We start from the raw sequence: 16653 nt of genomic DNA on the forward strand, positions 1-16653 counted from the left end.
CCCTTACAGAAGTGTGGGTACCGAACAGAATTGTAGGTACTTGTCGGAATGTGTGTGCCACCCCAGGATGAGTGAAGTGCCGCGACAGATACGCCTGTTGACTGGAGTGACTCATGACTGATGACCAGGCCACACCTGTGACCGTGATCGGACTCGGCTCGATGGGCCGGGCGCTGGCCGAGGCGTTCCTCGGCGCCGGGCACCCGACGACGGTGTGGAACCGTACGCCCGCCAAGGCCGCCCCGCTCGTCGCCAAGGGCGCCGTCCACGCCGAGTCGGTGCGGGCCGCGGTGGCGGCGAGTCCGCTGGTCGTGACCTGCCTGACCACCTTCGACGACACCCGTTCCGCACTGGAACCGGCCGGGACGGCGCTGTCCGGGCGGGCCCTGGTCACGCTGAACAGCGGCTCGCCCGCCGACGCCCGCGCGACGGCGGCCTGGGCCGCCGGCCATGGAGCCAGGTTCCTGGCGGGGGCGGTCAAGAACGTACCGGCGGCCGTGGGAGCGCCGGACACGCTGCTGTACTACAGCGGCGACAGGTCGGTCTTCGACGAGTACGAGGCGACACTGAGGGTGCTGGGCGGCGACACCGTCCACCTCGGAACCGAGGCCGACCTCGCCGCCCTGTACGAGATGGCGGTGGGCGCGATGCTGCTGCCCGCGCTCGTCGGGTTCTTCCAGGGCGCCGCCGCGATCCAGGCCCGGGGCCTCGCGGCGGACAGCATGGTGCGGTTCGCCGGCAAGTGGCTGGACATGATCAAGTCCCTGCTGCCGGTCTACGCCCAGGAGATCGACACCGGCGACTACTCGGACGCGGCCTCCTCCGTGGACCTGTTCCTCGCGGGTGCGGCCCACGACAAGGCCCTGGGCGAGGAGACGAACGTCGACACGACCTGGATCGACCCGCTGAACGACCTGCTGCGGCGTGCGGTCGCGGCGGGCCACGGCGACCACAGCATCTCGGCCCTGACCGAAGTGCTCAGGGGAACGGCCTCCCGGGGAGCCGGGCGCTCGTCGTGAGGCCGCGTCACCCCGTCGGACGCGTCACCCCCGTCGGACGCGTCACCCCCGTCGCCCGCGTCGCCCCCTCACCGGTACGAGGTGACCAGCCGGGCCAGATGTCGGCCCGCGGCCTCCAGGGGTGTGGTGCTGCGGGCGACCTGGGCCGCCAGTTCGGCGCCTTCCAGCGTGGCGATCACCGTGTGCGCCAGCTCCTCCGCGTCCGTCTCCGTGAAGCCCGCCGCGGCCAGCTTCCGGGCGACCACCGCCCGCCACCGGGCGAACGCGTCCGCCGCCGCCGCCTGGACGCCGGGCGCGCTTTTCGCCGTACCGACGACCGTGGACGTGACCGGGCAGCCGTCGAGCCAGTCGGAGTCGCGCAGCCCTTCGGCGAGGGAGACGGTGAGCGCGACGAGGGCCTTCCCGGGGTCCGGCTCCGCGTCCAGCGCCTCGGCGAGGAACTCGGCGAACTCCTCGTCGCCGAGCCGCACCGCGGCCGTGCCGAGCTCCTGCTTGCCGCCGGGGAAGAAGTGGTACACGGAGCCGAGGGTGGCCCCGGCCTCTACGGAGATCTGCTTGATGCCGGTGCCTTCGTAGCCCTGGCGTTGCATGAGGCGTGAGGTCGTACGGACGATCCGCTCACGGGTTCCGGCGGTCTCGGGATCCTGCGGGGCCTTGGTCTTCACACCTCCAGAATACCGAACTAGAGCGATCGCTCTAGCCCTGTGCTACGTTCTTCTCTAGATAGAGCGTTCGTTCTAGTGATTCGGGGAGAACTCCGTGAGTACCTCTGCTGTGAGCACGTCTGCTGTGAACAACCCGTCCTCCGTGACCGTCATCGGGCTCGGTCCCATGGGTCGCGCCATGGCCGGCGCCTACCTCGACGCCGGCTACCGCGTCACCGTCTGGAACCGCACCGCGAGCCGCGCCGACGACCTGGTCGCCAGGGGCGCCGTCCTCGCCGCCACCGTCGAAGAGGCGCTGCGGGCCAACGAGGCGGTGGTGCTGAGCCTCACCGACTACTCCGCCATGTACGCGATCCTCGATCCCGCCGTCTCCGCGCTCGACGGCCGCGTCCTGGTCAACCTCAGCTCCGACACCCCCGAGCAGGCCCGCAAGGGCGCCGCCTGGGCGGAGAAGCACGGGGCGCGGCACCTCACCGGCGGGGTCCAGACACCGCCGTCCGGCATCGGCACGCAGGAGTTCGGCACCTTCTACAGCGGCCCCCGCGACCTCTTCGAGGAGTACGAGGGCCTCCTGAAGGTACTGACGGACACGGACTACCGCGGCGAGGACCCGGGGCTCGCCGCGCTCTACTACCAGCTCCAGATGGACCTCTTCTGGACCACCCTGACCGCCTGGCTGCACACCGCCGCGCTGGCGGACGCGAACGGCATCAGCCTCTCCGAGCTCAAGCCGCTCGCGACCGCGACGCTGACGGGGATGGGCCAGTTCCTCGACTTCTACACGCCGCGGATCGAGGCGGGGGACCACGGCGGCGACGTCGACCGGATCTCGATGGCCGTGGCGAGCCTCGACCATGTCGTCCACACGACGCGGGACTCGGGTGTGGATCCGGCGCTGCCGAGCGCCGTCCTCGAAGCGTTCCGGCGGGCGGCGGCGGAGGGCTACCAGGACGACAGCCTGACCCGGCTGTTCGAGGTGTTCGGCCGCTGACCGCCCTCATTTCTCGGGTGCGCGGAACCCCGTCGTCTGCGACCCTCACGCCTTGTGGACCTTGATGACGTGGACCTTGCTGACGTAGACCTTGACGGCCTCGACATTCGGCGCGCCGGCGACTCCGACGCGACCGCGGCAGCCGATGTGTGGCTGCGCTCCTTCGCCGCCGCGCTGCCGACCGTACGCCGCGCGCACGACGACGACGCGGTACGGGGCTGGTTCGCCCATGTCGTCGTGCCGCGGTACGAGACCTGGGTGGCGGTCGCCCGGGAGGCCGGTGTGGTGGGGCTGCTCGTGCTCGACGACGGGGGCCTGGAGCAGCTCTACCTCGACCCGTCGTGGCGCGGCCGGGGCCTGGGCGACCGCTTCGTGGAACTGGCCAAGCGGCGGCGGCCGGAGGGCCTGGAGCTGTGGACGTTCCAGGTCAACGCTCCGGCCCGGAGGTTCTACGAGCGGCACGGCTTCGTCGAGGCGGAACGAACCGACGGACAGCGCAACGAGGAGGGCGAGCCGGACATCCGCTATGTGTGGCAGCCGGTGACCGGTGACGCGGTGATCCGGTGAGGCGGTGATCCGGTGACCGGCCCCGGGGTCCGGGGCGCCGGCCTCCGGGCCCCCGGCCGCCGGATGCCGCGTCAGGAGCGGCGGTTCAGTACCGCACCGCCCGCGTACCGCGCGGCGGCGCCCAGCTCCTCCTCGATCCTGATGAGCTGGTTGTACTTCGCCGTGCGGTCGGACCGGGACAGCGAGCCGGTCTTGATCTGGCCGCAGCCGGTCGCCACCGCCAGGTCCGCGATGGTGGTGTCCTCCGTCTCGCCGGAGCGGTGCGACATGACGACGGTCCAGCCCGCGCGGTGCGCGGTGGCGACCGTGGCGAGGGCCTCGGTCAGGGTGCCGATCTGGTTGACCTTGACCAGGACCGAGTTGCCGACACCGGTGCGGATGCCCTCGCGCAGCAGGTTCTCGTCGGTGCAGAACACGTCGTCGCCGGTGAGCTGGCAGCGGTCGCCGACGCGGGCGGTGAGCTCCCGCCAGCCGTCCAGGTCGTTCTCGGCCATCGGGTCCTCGATGGAGACGATCGGGTACGCGTCGATCAGCTTGGCCAGGTAGTCGGCGTGCTCGGTGGGCGTACGGCGCACGCCCTCGCCCTCGTACACGTACGCGCCGTCCCGGAAGAACTCGGACGAGGCCGGGTCCATGACCAGGCCGATGTCCGTGCCGGGCCGGTATCCGGTGCGCTCGACGGCCGCCATGACGAAGTCGAGCGCCTCCTCGGCCGTACGGAGCGCCGGCGCGAAGCCGCCCTCGTCGCCGACGCCGGTGGCGTGCCCGGCGGACAGCAGGTCGCGGCGGAGGGTGTGGAAGACCTCGGAGCCCATGCGTACGGCTTCCGCGAAGGTCTCCGCGCCGATCGGAGCGATCATGAACTCCTGGAAGTCCAGCGGGTTGTCGGCGTGGGCACCGCCGTTGACGATGTTCATCATCGGAAGCGGGAGAAGGTGGGCGTCGTCGCCGCCGAGGTAGCGGTAGAGCGGCCGGCGGTGGGCAGCGGCGGCGGCCTTCGCGACGGCGAGGGAGACGCCGAGGAGGGCGTTGGCGCCGAGCCGGGACTTGTCGGCGGTGCCGTCGAGCGCGACGAGCGCGGCGTCGAGGCCCGCCTGGTCGGCGGCGTCGCGTCCGATCACCGCCGCCGCGATGTCGCCGTTGACGTGGGCGACGGCTCGGTCGACGCCCTTGCCGTGCCAGCGCCCGGGGTCCCCGTCACGCAGTTCGACGGCTTCCCGTGCGCCGGTGGAGGCGCCGGAGGGGACGGCGGCGCGGCCGAGGGATCCGTCGGCGAGGAGGACATCGGCCTCGACGGTGGGGTTGCCCCGGCTGTCGATGACCCTGCGGGCGGTGACGGACGTGATGACGGTGGTCTCAACTGCCGTGGAAGCCATGGGAGGTCCTTCGTGTGGATGCGCGCCGCGGCCCTGCTGCGACAACGCTGGCGCGTGCCGCGGCAGCACTGACTCTACAGCAATACTGTGCAGTTTGGCTGTTCAGTTGAGCTGTACAGTTCGGCTGCGGAGCCGTACCGCGGCGGCGTACCACCGGTTAAAGTGGCCTATGCCCACCCCGGAACCCGCCACCGTCGCCACCGAACTGCGTACCGCGATGGGCAAGCTCACGCGGCGCGTGAAGCACGAGGACCAGATCCCGCTCGGCCACGTCTCCGTGCTCGGCACGCTGGATCGCGACGGCGCCATGACGACCAGCGATCTGGCGTCGGACCAGCGCGTACGGCCCCAGTCCATGGCCCGCTCGGTCGGGCTGCTCATGGAACAGGGGCTCGTCGTCCGCCGGGCGCACCCCACGGACGGCCGCAAGTCCCTGGTGGAGCTCTCCCCCGCAGGCCGGGCCGCCCTCGACGCGGAGCGCGGGCGCAGGGTGGGCTGGCTCGCCCAGGCGATCGAGCTGGAGCTCACGGGGGAGGAACGCGAGGTGCTGGCGCGCAGCGCCGCCCTGATGGAGCGGCTCGCCGCGCGCTAGGACGACGTCCGCGACTGCCGGCCGTCCGAGCCGGTGGCCGACGGCGGTACCTCGACGACGAAGAACATGAACGTCGGCGTGGTCGAGAGCGCGCGGAAGCCGTCCGGGAACAGCTCACGGGCGGCCGGGTCGGGCTGCGGCTCGCTGATGGCGGAGAGACGGAAGCCGGCGCCGGTGAAGGCGTCGATCATCGCGTGCAACGACCTGCGCCAGAACCTCATGGGCACGGACCGCCCGTTGAACGTCCAGTCGAAGGCATAGCTGGTGGTCGCGAAATAGTCGGGCCGGGGGTCCTGGAAGGCGTAGGCCACGGAAGGGTGGTCCACCGAGGCGATCAGCCGGCCGCCGGGCCTGAGCACGCGTCGCAGCTCGGCGAGCGTCGGCCCCCAGTCCTCCAGGTAGTGCAGCACCAGCGACGCGGTCACGTCGTCGAACGCCCCCTCGGCGAACGGCAGGGGGTCCCGCAGGTCGACCACGTGCAGGGGCGTGTCGTCCCCGAGCCGCCGTCTGGCCAGCGCCAGCATCGCGGCGCTGGCGTCGACGCCGGTGACGGCCGCGCCGCGCTCGCGCAGCGCGGCGGAGAGGGAGCCCGAACCACAGCCGGCGTCAAGGATCCGCCGCCCGTCCACGTCTCCGGCGAGGGCCAGCATCGCGGGCCGCTCGTAGTGGGCGTTCACGAGATTGTTCTCGTTCTCCGCCGCGTACGCCTCGGCGAAGCTGTCGTAGTCGTTCATCCCGCACATCGATTCCGGGCTCCTGTCACAACTTCGTGGGCCGCTCCGTCAGTGCTGTGAAGACGCCGACCAGGGCGCAGCGAAGGAGAGCAGCCATGACGAACACGAACTCCACCACTACCACGACCAACTCCACGACCACCCCCACGGCCTCCATCTCCCGGATGCCCAACCCGGGTGAGTTCGTACCCGAGTTGAGCGAGATCAGCGCCGCCCTCTTCCGCGCCACCGGCAACCGCTCGGTGCCGCGTGCCACGATGAGCCTCGTCCACCTCCGGGCCGGGCAGATCGTCGGCAACACCTATCTGACGATCCTGAACACCGCTTTCCTCCGCAAGGCCGGCGAGTCCGACGAGCGCATCACCGCCGTCTCCTCCTGGCAGGACGCCCCCTACTTCACCGACGCCGAGCGCGCCGCCCTCGCCCTGGTGGAGGCCACCCTCCAGCCCGCCCCGCACGGCCGGGAGCGCGTCACGGACGAGCTGTACGCCGAGGTGGCGAAGCACTACGACGAGAAGGCGCTGGCCACGCTGACCATCGCGATCGGCCAGATCAACTTCTTCATCGCCCTGGCCGTCATCGGCAAGCCGAAGCCGGTCTACTCCCTCGCGGACGAGCAGTGGGACTGACCCGGCGCTGAGCGGGGCCGCGTCCGCCCCGCCCGCCCTCCAGGATGACCGGAATCTGCCTCAAGCACCGCACGGGCACAGGAAGTTCACAGAAACCCGCAGGTGAGCTGTGGTCTACTGCTCCGGCGCGACAGGCCCAAGGTCATCAACTGGAAGGCACGACACCCGTGCGTATACGTACACCCCGCAGGGCGGCCACGGCCGCTCTGCTGGCGATGGCGCTCATACCCGCCACCCTCACGACCGCCACGGCGGCCGACATCCCCGCCCCGGACGCACCGGCGGTGACGGTCGGCGTCCAGTCCGAGGACGCGAAGTCCGTACGCGACTTCTGGACCCCCGCTCGCATCAAGCGCGCCCTGGCCAACTCGGAGAAGGACGACGCCGCGTTCGCGGCCAAGGCCACCCGGGCCGCGAGAGCTGCCGGGGCGGCCGGGGCGGCGACCGGAGCCGCGCCCCAGGCAGCCGATCTCGGTCTGACGGCCGAGGCCCCGCGGGTCCTCCCCGCCGGCAGCAGGTCGACCATGTCGACGGCGGCGGCCGAGGCGGAGGACGTGCCGGAGATGCCGGTGGCACAGAAGGTCCCGTTCCCGCAGAACGCTCCGTTCGTCGTCTCCGGGAAGATCATTTTCACCGACAAGGCCGGTGAGGAACACGGCTGTTCCGGTGCGTCGATCGTGTCGAACTCCGGCAACACGGTGTGGACCGCGGGGCACTGCATCCACCCCGGTGACGGCACCGGGGCGGACGGGTTCTACGACAAGATCACGTTCATGCCCGGGTTCCGGAAGAACGACTCCGTGCCGGACGGGTACGACGCGCCGTGGGGCAAGTGGGTCGCCACCAAGAAGGTCGCGCCCACGCAGTGGACCGCCGACGGCGACGTCGAGGACGCCGACATGGCCGCGTTCGAGGTGACCGTACCCGCCGGGTACACGTCGCTGTCGGCTGCGGTCGGCGCGGTCGGCTACCGGTTCGGCGCCGGGTCGGACTTCTCCGACGTCATCGACTCCGGCTTCCCGGGCGAGGGCTACCACCGCACGGACATGGACGCCTTCACGCACTTCTACTGCACGGGGAACGCCGAGGACGCGTTCGACCTCAACCCGCTGGACGACCGGGTCAAGGTCGACTGCGACATGGGCAAGGGCGCGAGCGGCGGCCCGATCCTCACCACCGACGGGCAGCTCGTCAGCGCGAACTCCCACTACGAGGCCGAGGAAGACGGCGTCACACGCAAGAACGACGACCTCTTCGGCTCCGAGCACGGTGACCAGGCAGTGGCCGTGATCAACGAGATCAACAGCTGACCACGAGCGTCAGACATCCCGCGCACGAGAGGCCCGCAGCCACCAGGCTGCGGGCCTCTCGCCGTCACCGAGGCGGTCACCGAGGCGGTCGCCGTGGACGTCAGTCCCGCTTGACCATGCCCGGATCGATGTCCGCCGCGTCCGGGGCGTTGATGTAGTGCTGCGACAGATAGCGGTCCTTGATCTCGTCCGTCGTCAGCTTCTCCCACCCCGCGGGCTTCACCTTCCCGGCCTCCTTCAGCTCCGCCGTCCACGCGGTGATCGCCTCGGCCCGCGTCTGCGGCATGTCCCGCGCGGCGGACTCGGGCTGCACCGTCACCGGCGGCAGCTCCTCCGACGCCGCGCCCAGCGCGAACGCCCCGCCCGCCACCAGCACCAGCGCCGCACCACCCACGCTCCAGGCCCATGCCCTGCGTGCCATTGGTCCCACTCCTCTCACCGCCGCACCCGTTCCTCACCGTGCCAGGGATCGCTTGCCGGCGGCAACCGGCACGGATCCCTCTCCCCGGCCCTGTACGTGGCCCTCACCTCCCCTCCGCACTCCGTACGCGCATACGGAGAAGGCCCCCGCCCCGGGCTATCCGGGAGGGGGCCTTCGTCGATCGTCAGGACCGGCGGATCAGAACGCGCCGTTCAGGTTCCACCAGGTGTCGGTCTCCGGAGAGCCCGCTCCGAACTTGCCCGTACCCGTGCCCGAGTAGAGGACCAGCGTGCCGTCTCCACGGAACTCGGGAGAGACGTAGCCGGCGTTCGTGATCGCGGCCATGTCGTTGTGGCCGTCACCGTTGTGGTCACCGACGGCCAGGAACGAGGCCATCACGTTCCAGCCGCTGCCCACCAGCGTGCGGGCGCCGAGGGCACCCGTCTTGCCCGGGTAGAGCCACAGCTTGCCCGTGGACGCCTCGCGGGCGAGCAGGTCGGCCTTGCCGTCGCCGTTCATGTCGCCCGGCGCCGTCAGGGTGTTCATGACGTTCCAGCCGCCCGCGCCGATGAGCTTCCGCGCGCCGAGGGTGCCCGTCGACGTGCCCGGGTACAGCCACAGCTTGCCCGTGGACTTCTCGACCGCGAGCAGGTCCGAGCGGCCGTCACCGGACAGGTCACCGAACGCGGTGATGCCGTTCATGACGTTCCAGCCGCCCGAGCCGATCAGCTTGCGGGCGCCGAGCGCGCCGGTGCCGGTGCCGGGGTACAGCCACAGCTTGCCGCTGGAGGCCTCGCGGGCGATGACGTCCTCGCGACCGTCGCCGGTGAAGTCGCCGTGCCGGGTGAGGGCGTTCATGACGTTCCAGCCGCCGGCACCGACCAGCTTGCCGGAACCGTCACCGGCCAGGAACCAGAGGCGGCCGGCCTTGTCGCGGACGAGGACGTCCGACTTCCGGTCGCCGTTCAGGTCGCCGAAGCCGCCGGCCTTGGGGGCCTGGGCCGCGTACCACTCCGGGTACGCGTCCATGGCGCACTCGCGCTCGGTGGGGACGAGCTTCACGGAGCTGACGGAGTTGCTGCCGGGACCGCCCCACTCGCTGCCCGAGGGGTTCGGGTCCATGACGCCGACGTTGCCGTCGAGGCCGTGGTTGGCGTCGTCGTACAGGCAGGCGAACTTGTTCGTGCGGTTCATGACCGACCGGAACGTGTTGTCCCAGGTCCCGAGCGTCGTCACGTTCACGTTCGTCTTGTACATCGTGCCGGAGCCGTCGTCGGTCTTCCAGGCACAGAAGTAGCCCGACGGACAGTCGCTGAGCGCGGCCTGCGCGGGCGCCGCGCCCGCGCCGAGCAGCCCGGCCGAGCTGAGCCCCAGCGCCGTGGCCACCGTGGCCAGGCGCCGCAGCATTGAAGTGCGCATGCATTTCCTCCCTGAGACGGCGCGGAGAAGGCCTCGGACGCGCCGCGACAGGGAACGTACCTTGTCGTGCTCGCGCGTCCGACAGGAGGGTGGCCTCTCGCCGCGGGGGTCCGCCGAGCCCCTGTCCTACGAGGTCAGGACGCCGTTCAGGAAGGGGCCGACCGCCTCGCGCCAGGCGTCCGGGTGCTCGTAGTGGAGGAGGTGGCCGGCGTCGGGGATCTCCGCGTACGCGCCGTGCGGCAGCACCCGGACCATCTCCTGCGCCTCGGCCCGGCCCAGCTCGCCGTCCAGTCCTCGGACGACCAGCGTGGGGCAGCGGACCTGGGCCAGCGACTCCCAGTGGGCGTCGTGCACCCAGGTCTCGCGGGAGGTCAGCATCTGCTCCGGGTCGAAGACCGGACGCCAGCCGTCCGGGTGCTCGGCCATCACCTCGGCGAAGAAGGCGCCCCGGGCGGGGTGGGGGCGCTCGACCCACGGGTCCTCCTCGCCGAACCAGCGGCGGGCGGCGTCGAGCGAGGGGAACGGGGTCGGCCAGCGGCGGAACCAGTCCCGCCACTCACGCTGCGAGGCCGCGCCGAGCGCCGAGGCGCGCATGTCGCAGATGACGAGGGCGTGGACGAGGTCGGGGCGCTCGGCGGCGAGCTGCCAGGCGGTGAGGGCGCCCATGGAGTGGCCGATGAGGGTGACCGGGCCGAGGCCGAGCTGCTCGACGGCGGCGGCCGCGTCCGCCACGTACGCCTCGCGGGTGAAGGAGGCGGCGGGGGGCTTGTCGCTGTGCCCGTGGCCTCGCTGGTCGAGGGCGACGGTGCGGGGGTGATGGTGGGGGTGGTCGTGGGGAGCCGCGTCGGGGCGGGTCGCCGCTGCCGCGAGGCGGCTGATCGCCGGGGACCAGTGGGCCGCGTGGCCCATCAGGCCGTGGAGGAGTAAGACGCCGGGGCCGGACCGCGGGGCGGTCCCGGGCGTGAAGTCCCAGGCCGCCAGCCGTACGCCGTCGGCCCCCATGACGTCGAGTCGTCGCGCCATCCCTGGCACCCCCTCTTCTTGCCGTCGAACCACGCCAGACTATCGAACTCGCATTCGAAAATGCGCTCCTGCCGCGCAACACCCCTCGTTCGAGTGACAGGGCTCAAGGATTGACGGCCGCTGCCGAGGGGAGATCTTGAACGGGAGGCGGACCGCTCGGGGAAAACGGTCCGAGGGGATTGACCTTGAGAGCTCGGGGCTCCAGGTCAGCACAGGGGAGGACAGGCCCCGGCGCCGCGAGGCGCCGGGGCCCTCTGCTGTCCGGGGCGCGCGGGAGCCCGCTGCCGTCCCGACCGAGCGGGAGCCCACTGCCATCCGTGGTGCGCGGGCGTCCTCCTCGCCCCGGGGCGCGCGGGCCACCGGGGCGGACGGCATCCGACGTACGGCTTCCGCTTGCTGCACAACCCCCACCCCTCCCCGGTACCGCACCACTTCGCCCCAGCGTGGCACGGCGAGGGCGCGGGCGTAGCCATTCCGGCGTAAACCGGGGCGCACAAGGGCCGTTGGCCCGGAAACGACACCCGAACGTGTCCTGTTCCTGTTCCTGTTCCGGCGCGATCAGAACCGGCGGAGACGCCGAAGGGTGCCCCGCCGGACGTCGAGTACGACGACCGGCGGGGCACCCTTCCCGCGAAGAGGCGGTGTCAGCCGAGGGGCGCTGTCAGCGCGTCAGCGCTTCGCGACGAACACATGGGAGGCGACCTCCGCGTCCAGCTCGGCCGCCTCGCCGCTGCTGCCGACCAGGATGCCGCCCGCGGACTCCGTCACCGACACCACGGAGCCGGGCTGCACGCCCGCGCGCCGCAGCGTGTACATCAGCTGGGCGTCCGTCTGGATCGGCTCGCCGATCCGGCGGACGACCACCGTCTTGCCCTCGCTCGCGTCCAGCTCCGCCAGCGACACCATCGAGTCGTCGAGGAAGGCCTCGGCCTCCGCCTTCTCGCCGAGCTCCTCGAGGCCCGGGATCGGGTTCCCGTACGGCGACTCCGTCGGGTGCCGCAGCAGCTCCAGGACGCGCCGCTCCACGGCCTCGCTCATCACGTGCTCCCAGCGGCAGGCCTCGGCGTGCACCTGCTCCCACTCCAGGCCGATCACGTCGACGAGCAGGCACTCGGCGAGGCGGTGCTTGCGCATGACGCGGGTGGCGAGGCGGCGGCCCTCGTCGGTCAGCTCCAGGTGCCGGTCGCTGGCGACGGCCACCAGGCCGTCGCGCTCCATCCGGGCCACCGTCTGGCTCACCGTTGGGCCGCTCTGGTCGAGCCGCTCGGCGATCCGGGCACGCATGGGGACCACACCTTCCTCCTCAAGCTCGAGGATGGTGCGGAGATACATCTCCGTTGTGTCGATCAGTCCGGACATACGTGCCCCTCGATGAGTCGTGCGCTGGCCCTGCACCAATTCTGACGCATCGCGCCGACAACCGGGCCGCACCGGCCCAAGGCGGTATTGACAGAGCAATGGTCCAGACCGCACCGTGATCGGCGACCGGGGCAGGACCAGGGCACGACCACGACATGACGCGACGACGCGACGGCGACGAGAAGGAGCTTCTGGAATGGGCGACAGCGCGGGCGAGAGCAAGCTGGCCGGACAGTTCTTCGACGCCGCGATCGGCCTGCTCCAGCAGGTGCGCGACGGCGACTCGGCCGAGATCGCCGCGGCCGGCGCCGCGATCGCCGAGGCCGTCGCCAACGGCAACCGCCTCTTCGCCTTCGGCGCGGGCCACTCCTCGCTCGCCGCCCAGGACGTCGTCTACCGGGCGGGTGGCCTCGCCCTGATGAACCTGCTCGTCGTCCCCGGTGTCGTCGGCGTCGACGTCATGCCGGCCACCCTCGGCTCCGCCCTCGAACGCGTCGACGGCCTCGCCGGAGCCGTGCTGGACTCCTCCCCCGCCACCGCCGGGGACGTCCTGATCATCATCTCCCTCTCCGGGCGCAACGCCCTGCCCGTCGAGATGGCCATGAACGCCCGCGCGCTCGGCCTCACCGTCATCGGCGTCACCTCGGTGGCGTACGCGACGGAGACCAGGTCCCGGCACGTGTCGGGGACGTACCTCAAGGACCACTGCGACATCGTCCTCGACTCCCGGATCGCCGTCGGCGACGCCGAGCTCACCCACGAGGGCATCGAGGCCCCCTTCGCGCCCGCCTCCACCGTCGTCACCAGCGCCCTCATGCAGGCCACGCTCGCCGCCGCCGCCGAGGACCTGGTCCGCCGCGGCATCGAGCCGCCGCTGCTGCGCTCCGGGAACGTCGACGGCGGCCACGAGTGGAACGGCCGCGTGATGACGGAGTACGGCGACCGGATCTTCTACAAGCACTAGCCAGGGGTGGCCAGGGGGTGTTCGTCCGCGGCTATGGGGTGTTCGTCCGCTCCCCCAGGTCCAGCGCCATCGCCACCCTCGACGCCACCGCCTCCGCGAAGACCACGTCCTCGCGCTCGAACGGCCGGCGGCACGCGGCCCGCAGGAACGTCACCACGCCCAGCGTGCGGCCCCGGGAGCGCAGCGTCACGCAGACCGCGTGGGCCGCGTCGGCGGGCCACTGGTGGGCCTCCGCCCACACCTCGGCCGTGCGGCCCGCGCTCGCGCGGACCGTGCCCACCCGGTCCCAGGCCTGCAGCGCCGGGTGCCTCGGCCCGTACCGCAGCGGGATGCCGCCGCCCACCACCGGCGACGCCGGGCCGGGGGCGCCCGCCGGGGTCGCCAGGGCCCGGGTCAGACGCCGCTCGCCCGCCACCCGGTCGACCAGGGCGTGGTCCGCGAAGCCGGCGAGCGCGAAGTCGAGCAGCGCCGCCGCCGCCTCCGCCGGGTCCTCGCACTCCGCCGCCGCCGCGCCCGCCCGGTGCAGCTGGCTCCACCGGAACCGCAGCCGGTCCGCCTCGCGCGCCGCGAGCCGCTCCTCCGTCACGTCCTGGAACAGCCAGGCCACACCCAGCGGCACCGGCTCCTCCGCCATCGGCGAGGACAGCAACAGGAAGCCGCTGCGCCAGCACCGGCGCCGCTCCCCGGTGGACGTCCGCAGCGTCACCCACACCTCGGCGGGCGCCGACGGCGTGCCCTCCGCCAGGACGTGCTGGAGCGCGGCCTCCAGTTCCTCCGCGCCGTGCACGACGACATCGCCCAGCGGGCGCCCGAGCAGGGCCGTACGTCCGGTTCCGAAGGCGCGGGCGGCGTGGCCGTTGACCATGGCGGGGCGCAGGTCGGCGTCCACGAGGACGACACCCCAGGACGCGTCCTCGAACAGCGCCTCGCTGAGGGCCACCGACCGCTCCAGGTCGAGCTGGACGTGGACCTCGCTGAACGCGCAGTACACCCCCGCGGGGCTGCCGTCCGCCCCCCGTACGCCGGCGGCCTGGCTGCGTACGAGCACCCGGCCGCCGTCCTTGCGGAGCAGCGCCAGCTCGTGGACCTGCCGGCCGGGGCCCTTCATGGCCCCCATCAGCCGCCGCAGGGTCTCCTCGGCGTCGGCGCTGCGCGCCGCCCAGCCCTCGAACCCGCGCCGCCCGACCGCCTCGGCGGCGGACCAGCCGAGGATCCGCTCGGCCTCGCGGTTCCAGTGCGTGACCATCCCGTCGGCGTCGAACGCGCAGAGCGCCGCGTCCATCCCGTCGAGCAGCGCGGCCAGCAGATCGGCCCCCGCCCCGGGAACGGAAGCGGTCGCGCTCGCGGACCCCGTGAAAGCACTCATCCCGGCACCCCCCATGCTGCCGCCATTCAACTGGAACGTGACGCAGAGCACATCACCTTCACCGAAATCGTTGCATCGCGGAACGCATTCCGATACGGGTGCGGGGAGTGGGTACGCCACAGGCATGTGCGCCGGTCAGCGCACCGGGCACGCCGGTCAGGGCGCCAGCCGCTCCACGCGCCAGGTCTCGCCCTCGGCGCCGTCGGGGCCGCTCTCGCGGACGTACCGCAGCCGGTCGTGGAGCCGGTTCTCGTGTCCCTGCCAGAACTCGACCGCGTCCGGGACGACCCGGACGCCGCCCCACTCCGGCGGGACCGGCACCTGCGCGTCGGCGGGGTGGCGGGCGGCGAGCTCCGCGTACCGGGCGAGGAGTTCCGCGCGCGAGCCGATCACCGAGGACTGCGGGCTCGCCCAGGCGCCCAGTTGGGATCCGTGCGGGCGGGTCCGGAAGTAGGCGACCGTCTCGTCGCGGCCGATGCGCTCCGCGCGGCCCGTGACGATCACCTGGCGGGCCAGCGGGTGCCAGGGGAAGAGCAGCGAGGCGTACGGGTTGGCCGCCAGCTCCCTGCCCTTGCGGGAGTCGTAGTTGGTGAAGAAGACGAAGCCGGTCCGGTCGTAGTGCTTCAGGAGCACCGTGCGCGAGGACGGGCGGCCGTCGGGGGTCGCCGTGGAGACGATCATCGCGTTCGGCTCGTGGATCGCCGGATTCGCGGCGGTCTCCTTGAACCAGCGGGTGAACTGCGCGATCGGTTCGGGCGCGAGGTCGGCGGCCGACAGTTCGGTGGTGCGGTACTGCTCGCGCATGTCCGCGGGATCCAGGGCGTCGTTCACAGGATCGGTCACGGGGCCATCCTGCCGCAGCGCCTCAGTTTGCCCGGCACCGCGTGCCGCCAATCCTTACTCGCCGGATCGGCGCAGTGTGCCGGATGTCACGCTTCCCCGCATCATCGGAACCGTACAGACTCTTGGGCTGGACGACTGTTGAATCCCCACCATCGACCACCACTCAATTGATCGATCATCGATAGAGGAGCCGCCTGATGTCCGACTTCGTACCCGGGCTCGAGGGAGTCGTCGCGTTCGAGACGGAGATCGCCGAACCCGACAAGGAAGGCGGCGCGCTCCGCTACCGCGGCGTCGACATCGAGGACCTGGTCGGTCACGTGTCGTTCGGCAACGTCTGGGGGCTGCTCGTCGACGGCGCCTTCAACCCCGGTCTGCCGGCCGCCGAGCCGTTCCCCATCCCCGTGCACTCCGGCGACATCCGCGTCGACGTGCAGTCCGCCCTCGCGATGCTCGCGCCCGTGTGGGGCCTCAAACCGCTCCTCGACATCTCCGCCGAGCAGGCCCGCGACGACCTCGCCCGCGCCGCCGTCATGGCGCTCTCGTACGTCGCCCAGTCCGCCCGCGGCCAGGGCCTCCCCATGGTCCCGCAGAGCGAGATCGACAAGGCCGAGTCCGTCGTCGAGCGCTTCATGATCCGCTGGCGCGGCGAGCCCGACCCGAAGCACGTCAAGGCCGTCGACGCCTACTGGACCTCCGCCGCCGAGCACGGCATGAACGCCTCCACGTTCACCGCGCGTGTCATCGCCTCCACCGGCGCCGACGTGGCCGCCTCGCTCTCCGGCGCCGTCGGCGCCATGTCGGGCCCGCTGCACGGCGGCGCGCCCTCCCGCGTCCTCGGCATGATCGAGGAGATCGAGCGGACCGGCGACGCCACCGCCTACGTGAAGCAGGCACTCGACAAGGGCGAGCGCCTCATGGGCTTCGGCCACCGCGTCTACCGCGCCGAGGACCCCCGCGCGCGCGTGCTGCGCCGTACGGCCAAGGAGCTGGACGCCCCGCGTTACGAGGTGGCCGCCGCCCTGGAGAAGGCCGCCCTGGAGGAGCTGCACAGCCGGCGTCCCGACCGCGTCCTGGCGACGAACGTCGAGTTCTGGGCGGCCATCGTCCTGGACTTCGCCGAGGTCCCGGCGCACATGTTCACGTCGATGTTCACGTGCGCGCGTACGGCCGGCTGGTCGGCGCACATCCTGGAGCAGAAGCGCACCGGCCGCCTGGTCCGCCCGTCCGCCCGCTACACGGGCCCGGGGCAGCGGGACCCGCGCGAGATCGAGGGGTACGGGGACATCGCGGGCTGAGCCCGCTTGCCGCGACGCCACGGCGACGGCCCGACCCGCACAGTCGGGGCCGTCGCTGTGGCCGTCGCCAGGCCGCC

Annotated in this window: 17 protein-coding genes; 8 read left to right on the top strand and 9 right to left on the bottom strand. The window is 72.0% G+C overall.

Features of this window, described 5'->3' with window-relative positions; all coding sequences use genetic code 11:
* Positions 1-113 precede the first annotated feature (113 nt).
* Positions 114-1019, top strand: a complete 906-nt coding sequence (locus tag N5875_RS16775) for an NAD(P)-binding domain-containing protein (RefSeq protein WP_338494541.1) — start codon at positions 114-116, stop codon at positions 1017-1019.
* A gap of 68 nt (positions 1020-1087) precedes the next feature.
* Here the strand turns inward: N5875_RS16775 and N5875_RS16780 are convergent, their stop codons facing one another.
* A complete protein-coding gene (locus N5875_RS16780; RefSeq protein ID WP_338494543.1) occupies positions 1088-1684 on the bottom strand; it encodes a TetR/AcrR family transcriptional regulator in 597 nt (198 codons plus the stop codon).
* Positions 1685-1778: 94 nt separating this feature from the next.
* Between N5875_RS16780 and N5875_RS16785 the strand changes: the two genes are divergently transcribed.
* Both N5875_RS16785 and N5875_RS16790 read left to right on the top strand, forming a co-directional pair.
* Complete coding sequence (locus tag N5875_RS16785) at positions 1779-2675, top strand: NAD(P)-binding domain-containing protein (protein ID WP_318212326.1); 897 nt, start codon at positions 1779-1781, stop codon at positions 2673-2675.
* Between the two features lie 69 nt (positions 2676-2744).
* Positions 2745-3242, top strand: a complete 498-nt coding sequence (locus N5875_RS16790) for a GNAT family N-acetyltransferase (protein WP_318212325.1) — start codon at positions 2745-2747, stop codon at positions 3240-3242.
* Positions 3243-3313: 71 nt separating this feature from the next.
* On the opposite strand, the gene eno is transcribed toward N5875_RS16790, so the two are convergent.
* On the bottom strand, positions 3314-4618 hold the full coding sequence (gene eno, locus N5875_RS16795) for a phosphopyruvate hydratase (RefSeq protein WP_338494545.1): 1305 nt from the start codon (positions 4616-4618) through the stop codon (positions 3314-3316).
* 169 nt (positions 4619-4787) lie between these two features.
* Here eno and N5875_RS16800 point away from each other — a divergent pair, with 169 nt between their 5' ends.
* Positions 4788-5210, top strand: coding sequence for a MarR family transcriptional regulator (locus N5875_RS16800; protein WP_338494547.1), 423 nt, complete (start codon positions 4788-4790; stop codon positions 5208-5210).
* Here the strand turns inward: N5875_RS16800 and N5875_RS16805 are convergent.
* Positions 5207-5944, bottom strand: coding sequence for a class I SAM-dependent methyltransferase (locus tag N5875_RS16805; protein ID WP_338494548.1), 738 nt, complete (start codon positions 5942-5944; stop codon positions 5207-5209). The genes N5875_RS16800 and N5875_RS16805 overlap by 4 nt on opposite strands.
* Before the next feature lie 164 nt (positions 5945-6108).
* Between N5875_RS16805 and N5875_RS16810 the strand changes: the two genes are divergently transcribed.
* Together N5875_RS16810 and N5875_RS16815 are read left to right on the top strand one after the other, a co-directional pair.
* Complete coding sequence (locus tag N5875_RS16810) at positions 6109-6573, top strand: carboxymuconolactone decarboxylase family protein (RefSeq protein WP_338499178.1); 465 nt, start codon at positions 6109-6111, stop codon at positions 6571-6573.
* A gap of 167 nt (positions 6574-6740) precedes the next feature.
* The gene (locus N5875_RS16815; protein WP_338494549.1) at positions 6741-7883 is read left to right on the top strand and encodes a hypothetical protein; all 1143 of its coding nucleotides are present in this window, start codon (positions 6741-6743) and stop codon (positions 7881-7883) included.
* Between the two features lie 100 nt (positions 7884-7983).
* Here N5875_RS16815 and N5875_RS16820 read toward each other — a convergent pair whose 3' ends face one another.
* From N5875_RS16820 to N5875_RS16835, 4 genes are all read right to left on the bottom strand, one after another.
* Positions 7984-8304: a hypothetical protein gene (locus tag N5875_RS16820; RefSeq protein WP_338494551.1), complete on the bottom strand. Its 321-nt coding sequence runs from the start codon at positions 8302-8304 to the stop codon at positions 7984-7986.
* A 198-nt stretch (positions 8305-8502) separates the two neighbouring features.
* Positions 8503-9723 carry an FG-GAP-like repeat-containing protein gene (locus N5875_RS16825; protein ID WP_338494553.1) on the bottom strand — a complete coding sequence of 407 codons (1221 nt, stop codon included), beginning with the start codon at positions 9721-9723 and terminating at the stop codon, positions 8503-8505.
* 126 nt (positions 9724-9849) lie between these two features.
* Positions 9850-10746 (bottom strand): alpha/beta hydrolase, encoded by an 897-nt coding sequence (locus N5875_RS16830; RefSeq protein ID WP_318212318.1) that lies wholly within the window; start codon positions 10744-10746, stop codon positions 9850-9852.
* Positions 10747-11415: 669 nt separating this feature from the next.
* A complete protein-coding gene (locus tag N5875_RS16835) occupies positions 11416-12105 on the bottom strand; it encodes a metal-dependent transcriptional regulator (protein ID WP_015035406.1) in 690 nt (229 codons plus the stop codon).
* Positions 12106-12301: 196 nt separating this feature from the next.
* Here N5875_RS16835 and N5875_RS16840 point away from each other — a divergent pair, with 196 nt between their 5' ends.
* Positions 12302-13069, top strand: coding sequence for an SIS domain-containing protein (locus tag N5875_RS16840; protein ID WP_150161489.1), 768 nt, complete (start codon positions 12302-12304; stop codon positions 13067-13069).
* 31 nt (positions 13070-13100) lie between these two features.
* Here N5875_RS16840 and N5875_RS16845 read toward each other — a convergent pair whose 3' ends face one another.
* Both N5875_RS16845 and pdxH read right to left on the bottom strand, forming a co-directional pair.
* Positions 13101-14435: a PAS domain-containing protein gene (locus N5875_RS16845; protein ID WP_338494560.1), complete on the bottom strand. Its 1335-nt coding sequence runs from the start codon at positions 14433-14435 to the stop codon at positions 13101-13103.
* Positions 14436-14591: 156 nt separating this feature from the next.
* The gene (gene pdxH, locus N5875_RS16850; RefSeq protein ID WP_318212411.1) at positions 14592-15239 is read right to left on the bottom strand and encodes a pyridoxamine 5'-phosphate oxidase; all 648 of its coding nucleotides are present in this window, start codon (positions 15237-15239) and stop codon (positions 14592-14594) included.
* A gap of 236 nt (positions 15240-15475) precedes the next feature.
* Here pdxH and N5875_RS16855 point away from each other — a divergent pair, with 236 nt between their 5' ends.
* Complete coding sequence (locus N5875_RS16855) at positions 15476-16576, top strand: citrate synthase 2 (RefSeq protein ID WP_318212315.1); 1101 nt, start codon at positions 15476-15478, stop codon at positions 16574-16576.
* The last annotated feature ends 77 nt before the right edge of the window (positions 16577-16653 follow it).

It is taken from the genome of Streptomyces sp. SJL17-4, assembly GCF_036826855.1.
GTDB lineage: Bacteria > Actinomycetota > Actinomycetes > Streptomycetales > Streptomycetaceae > Streptomyces.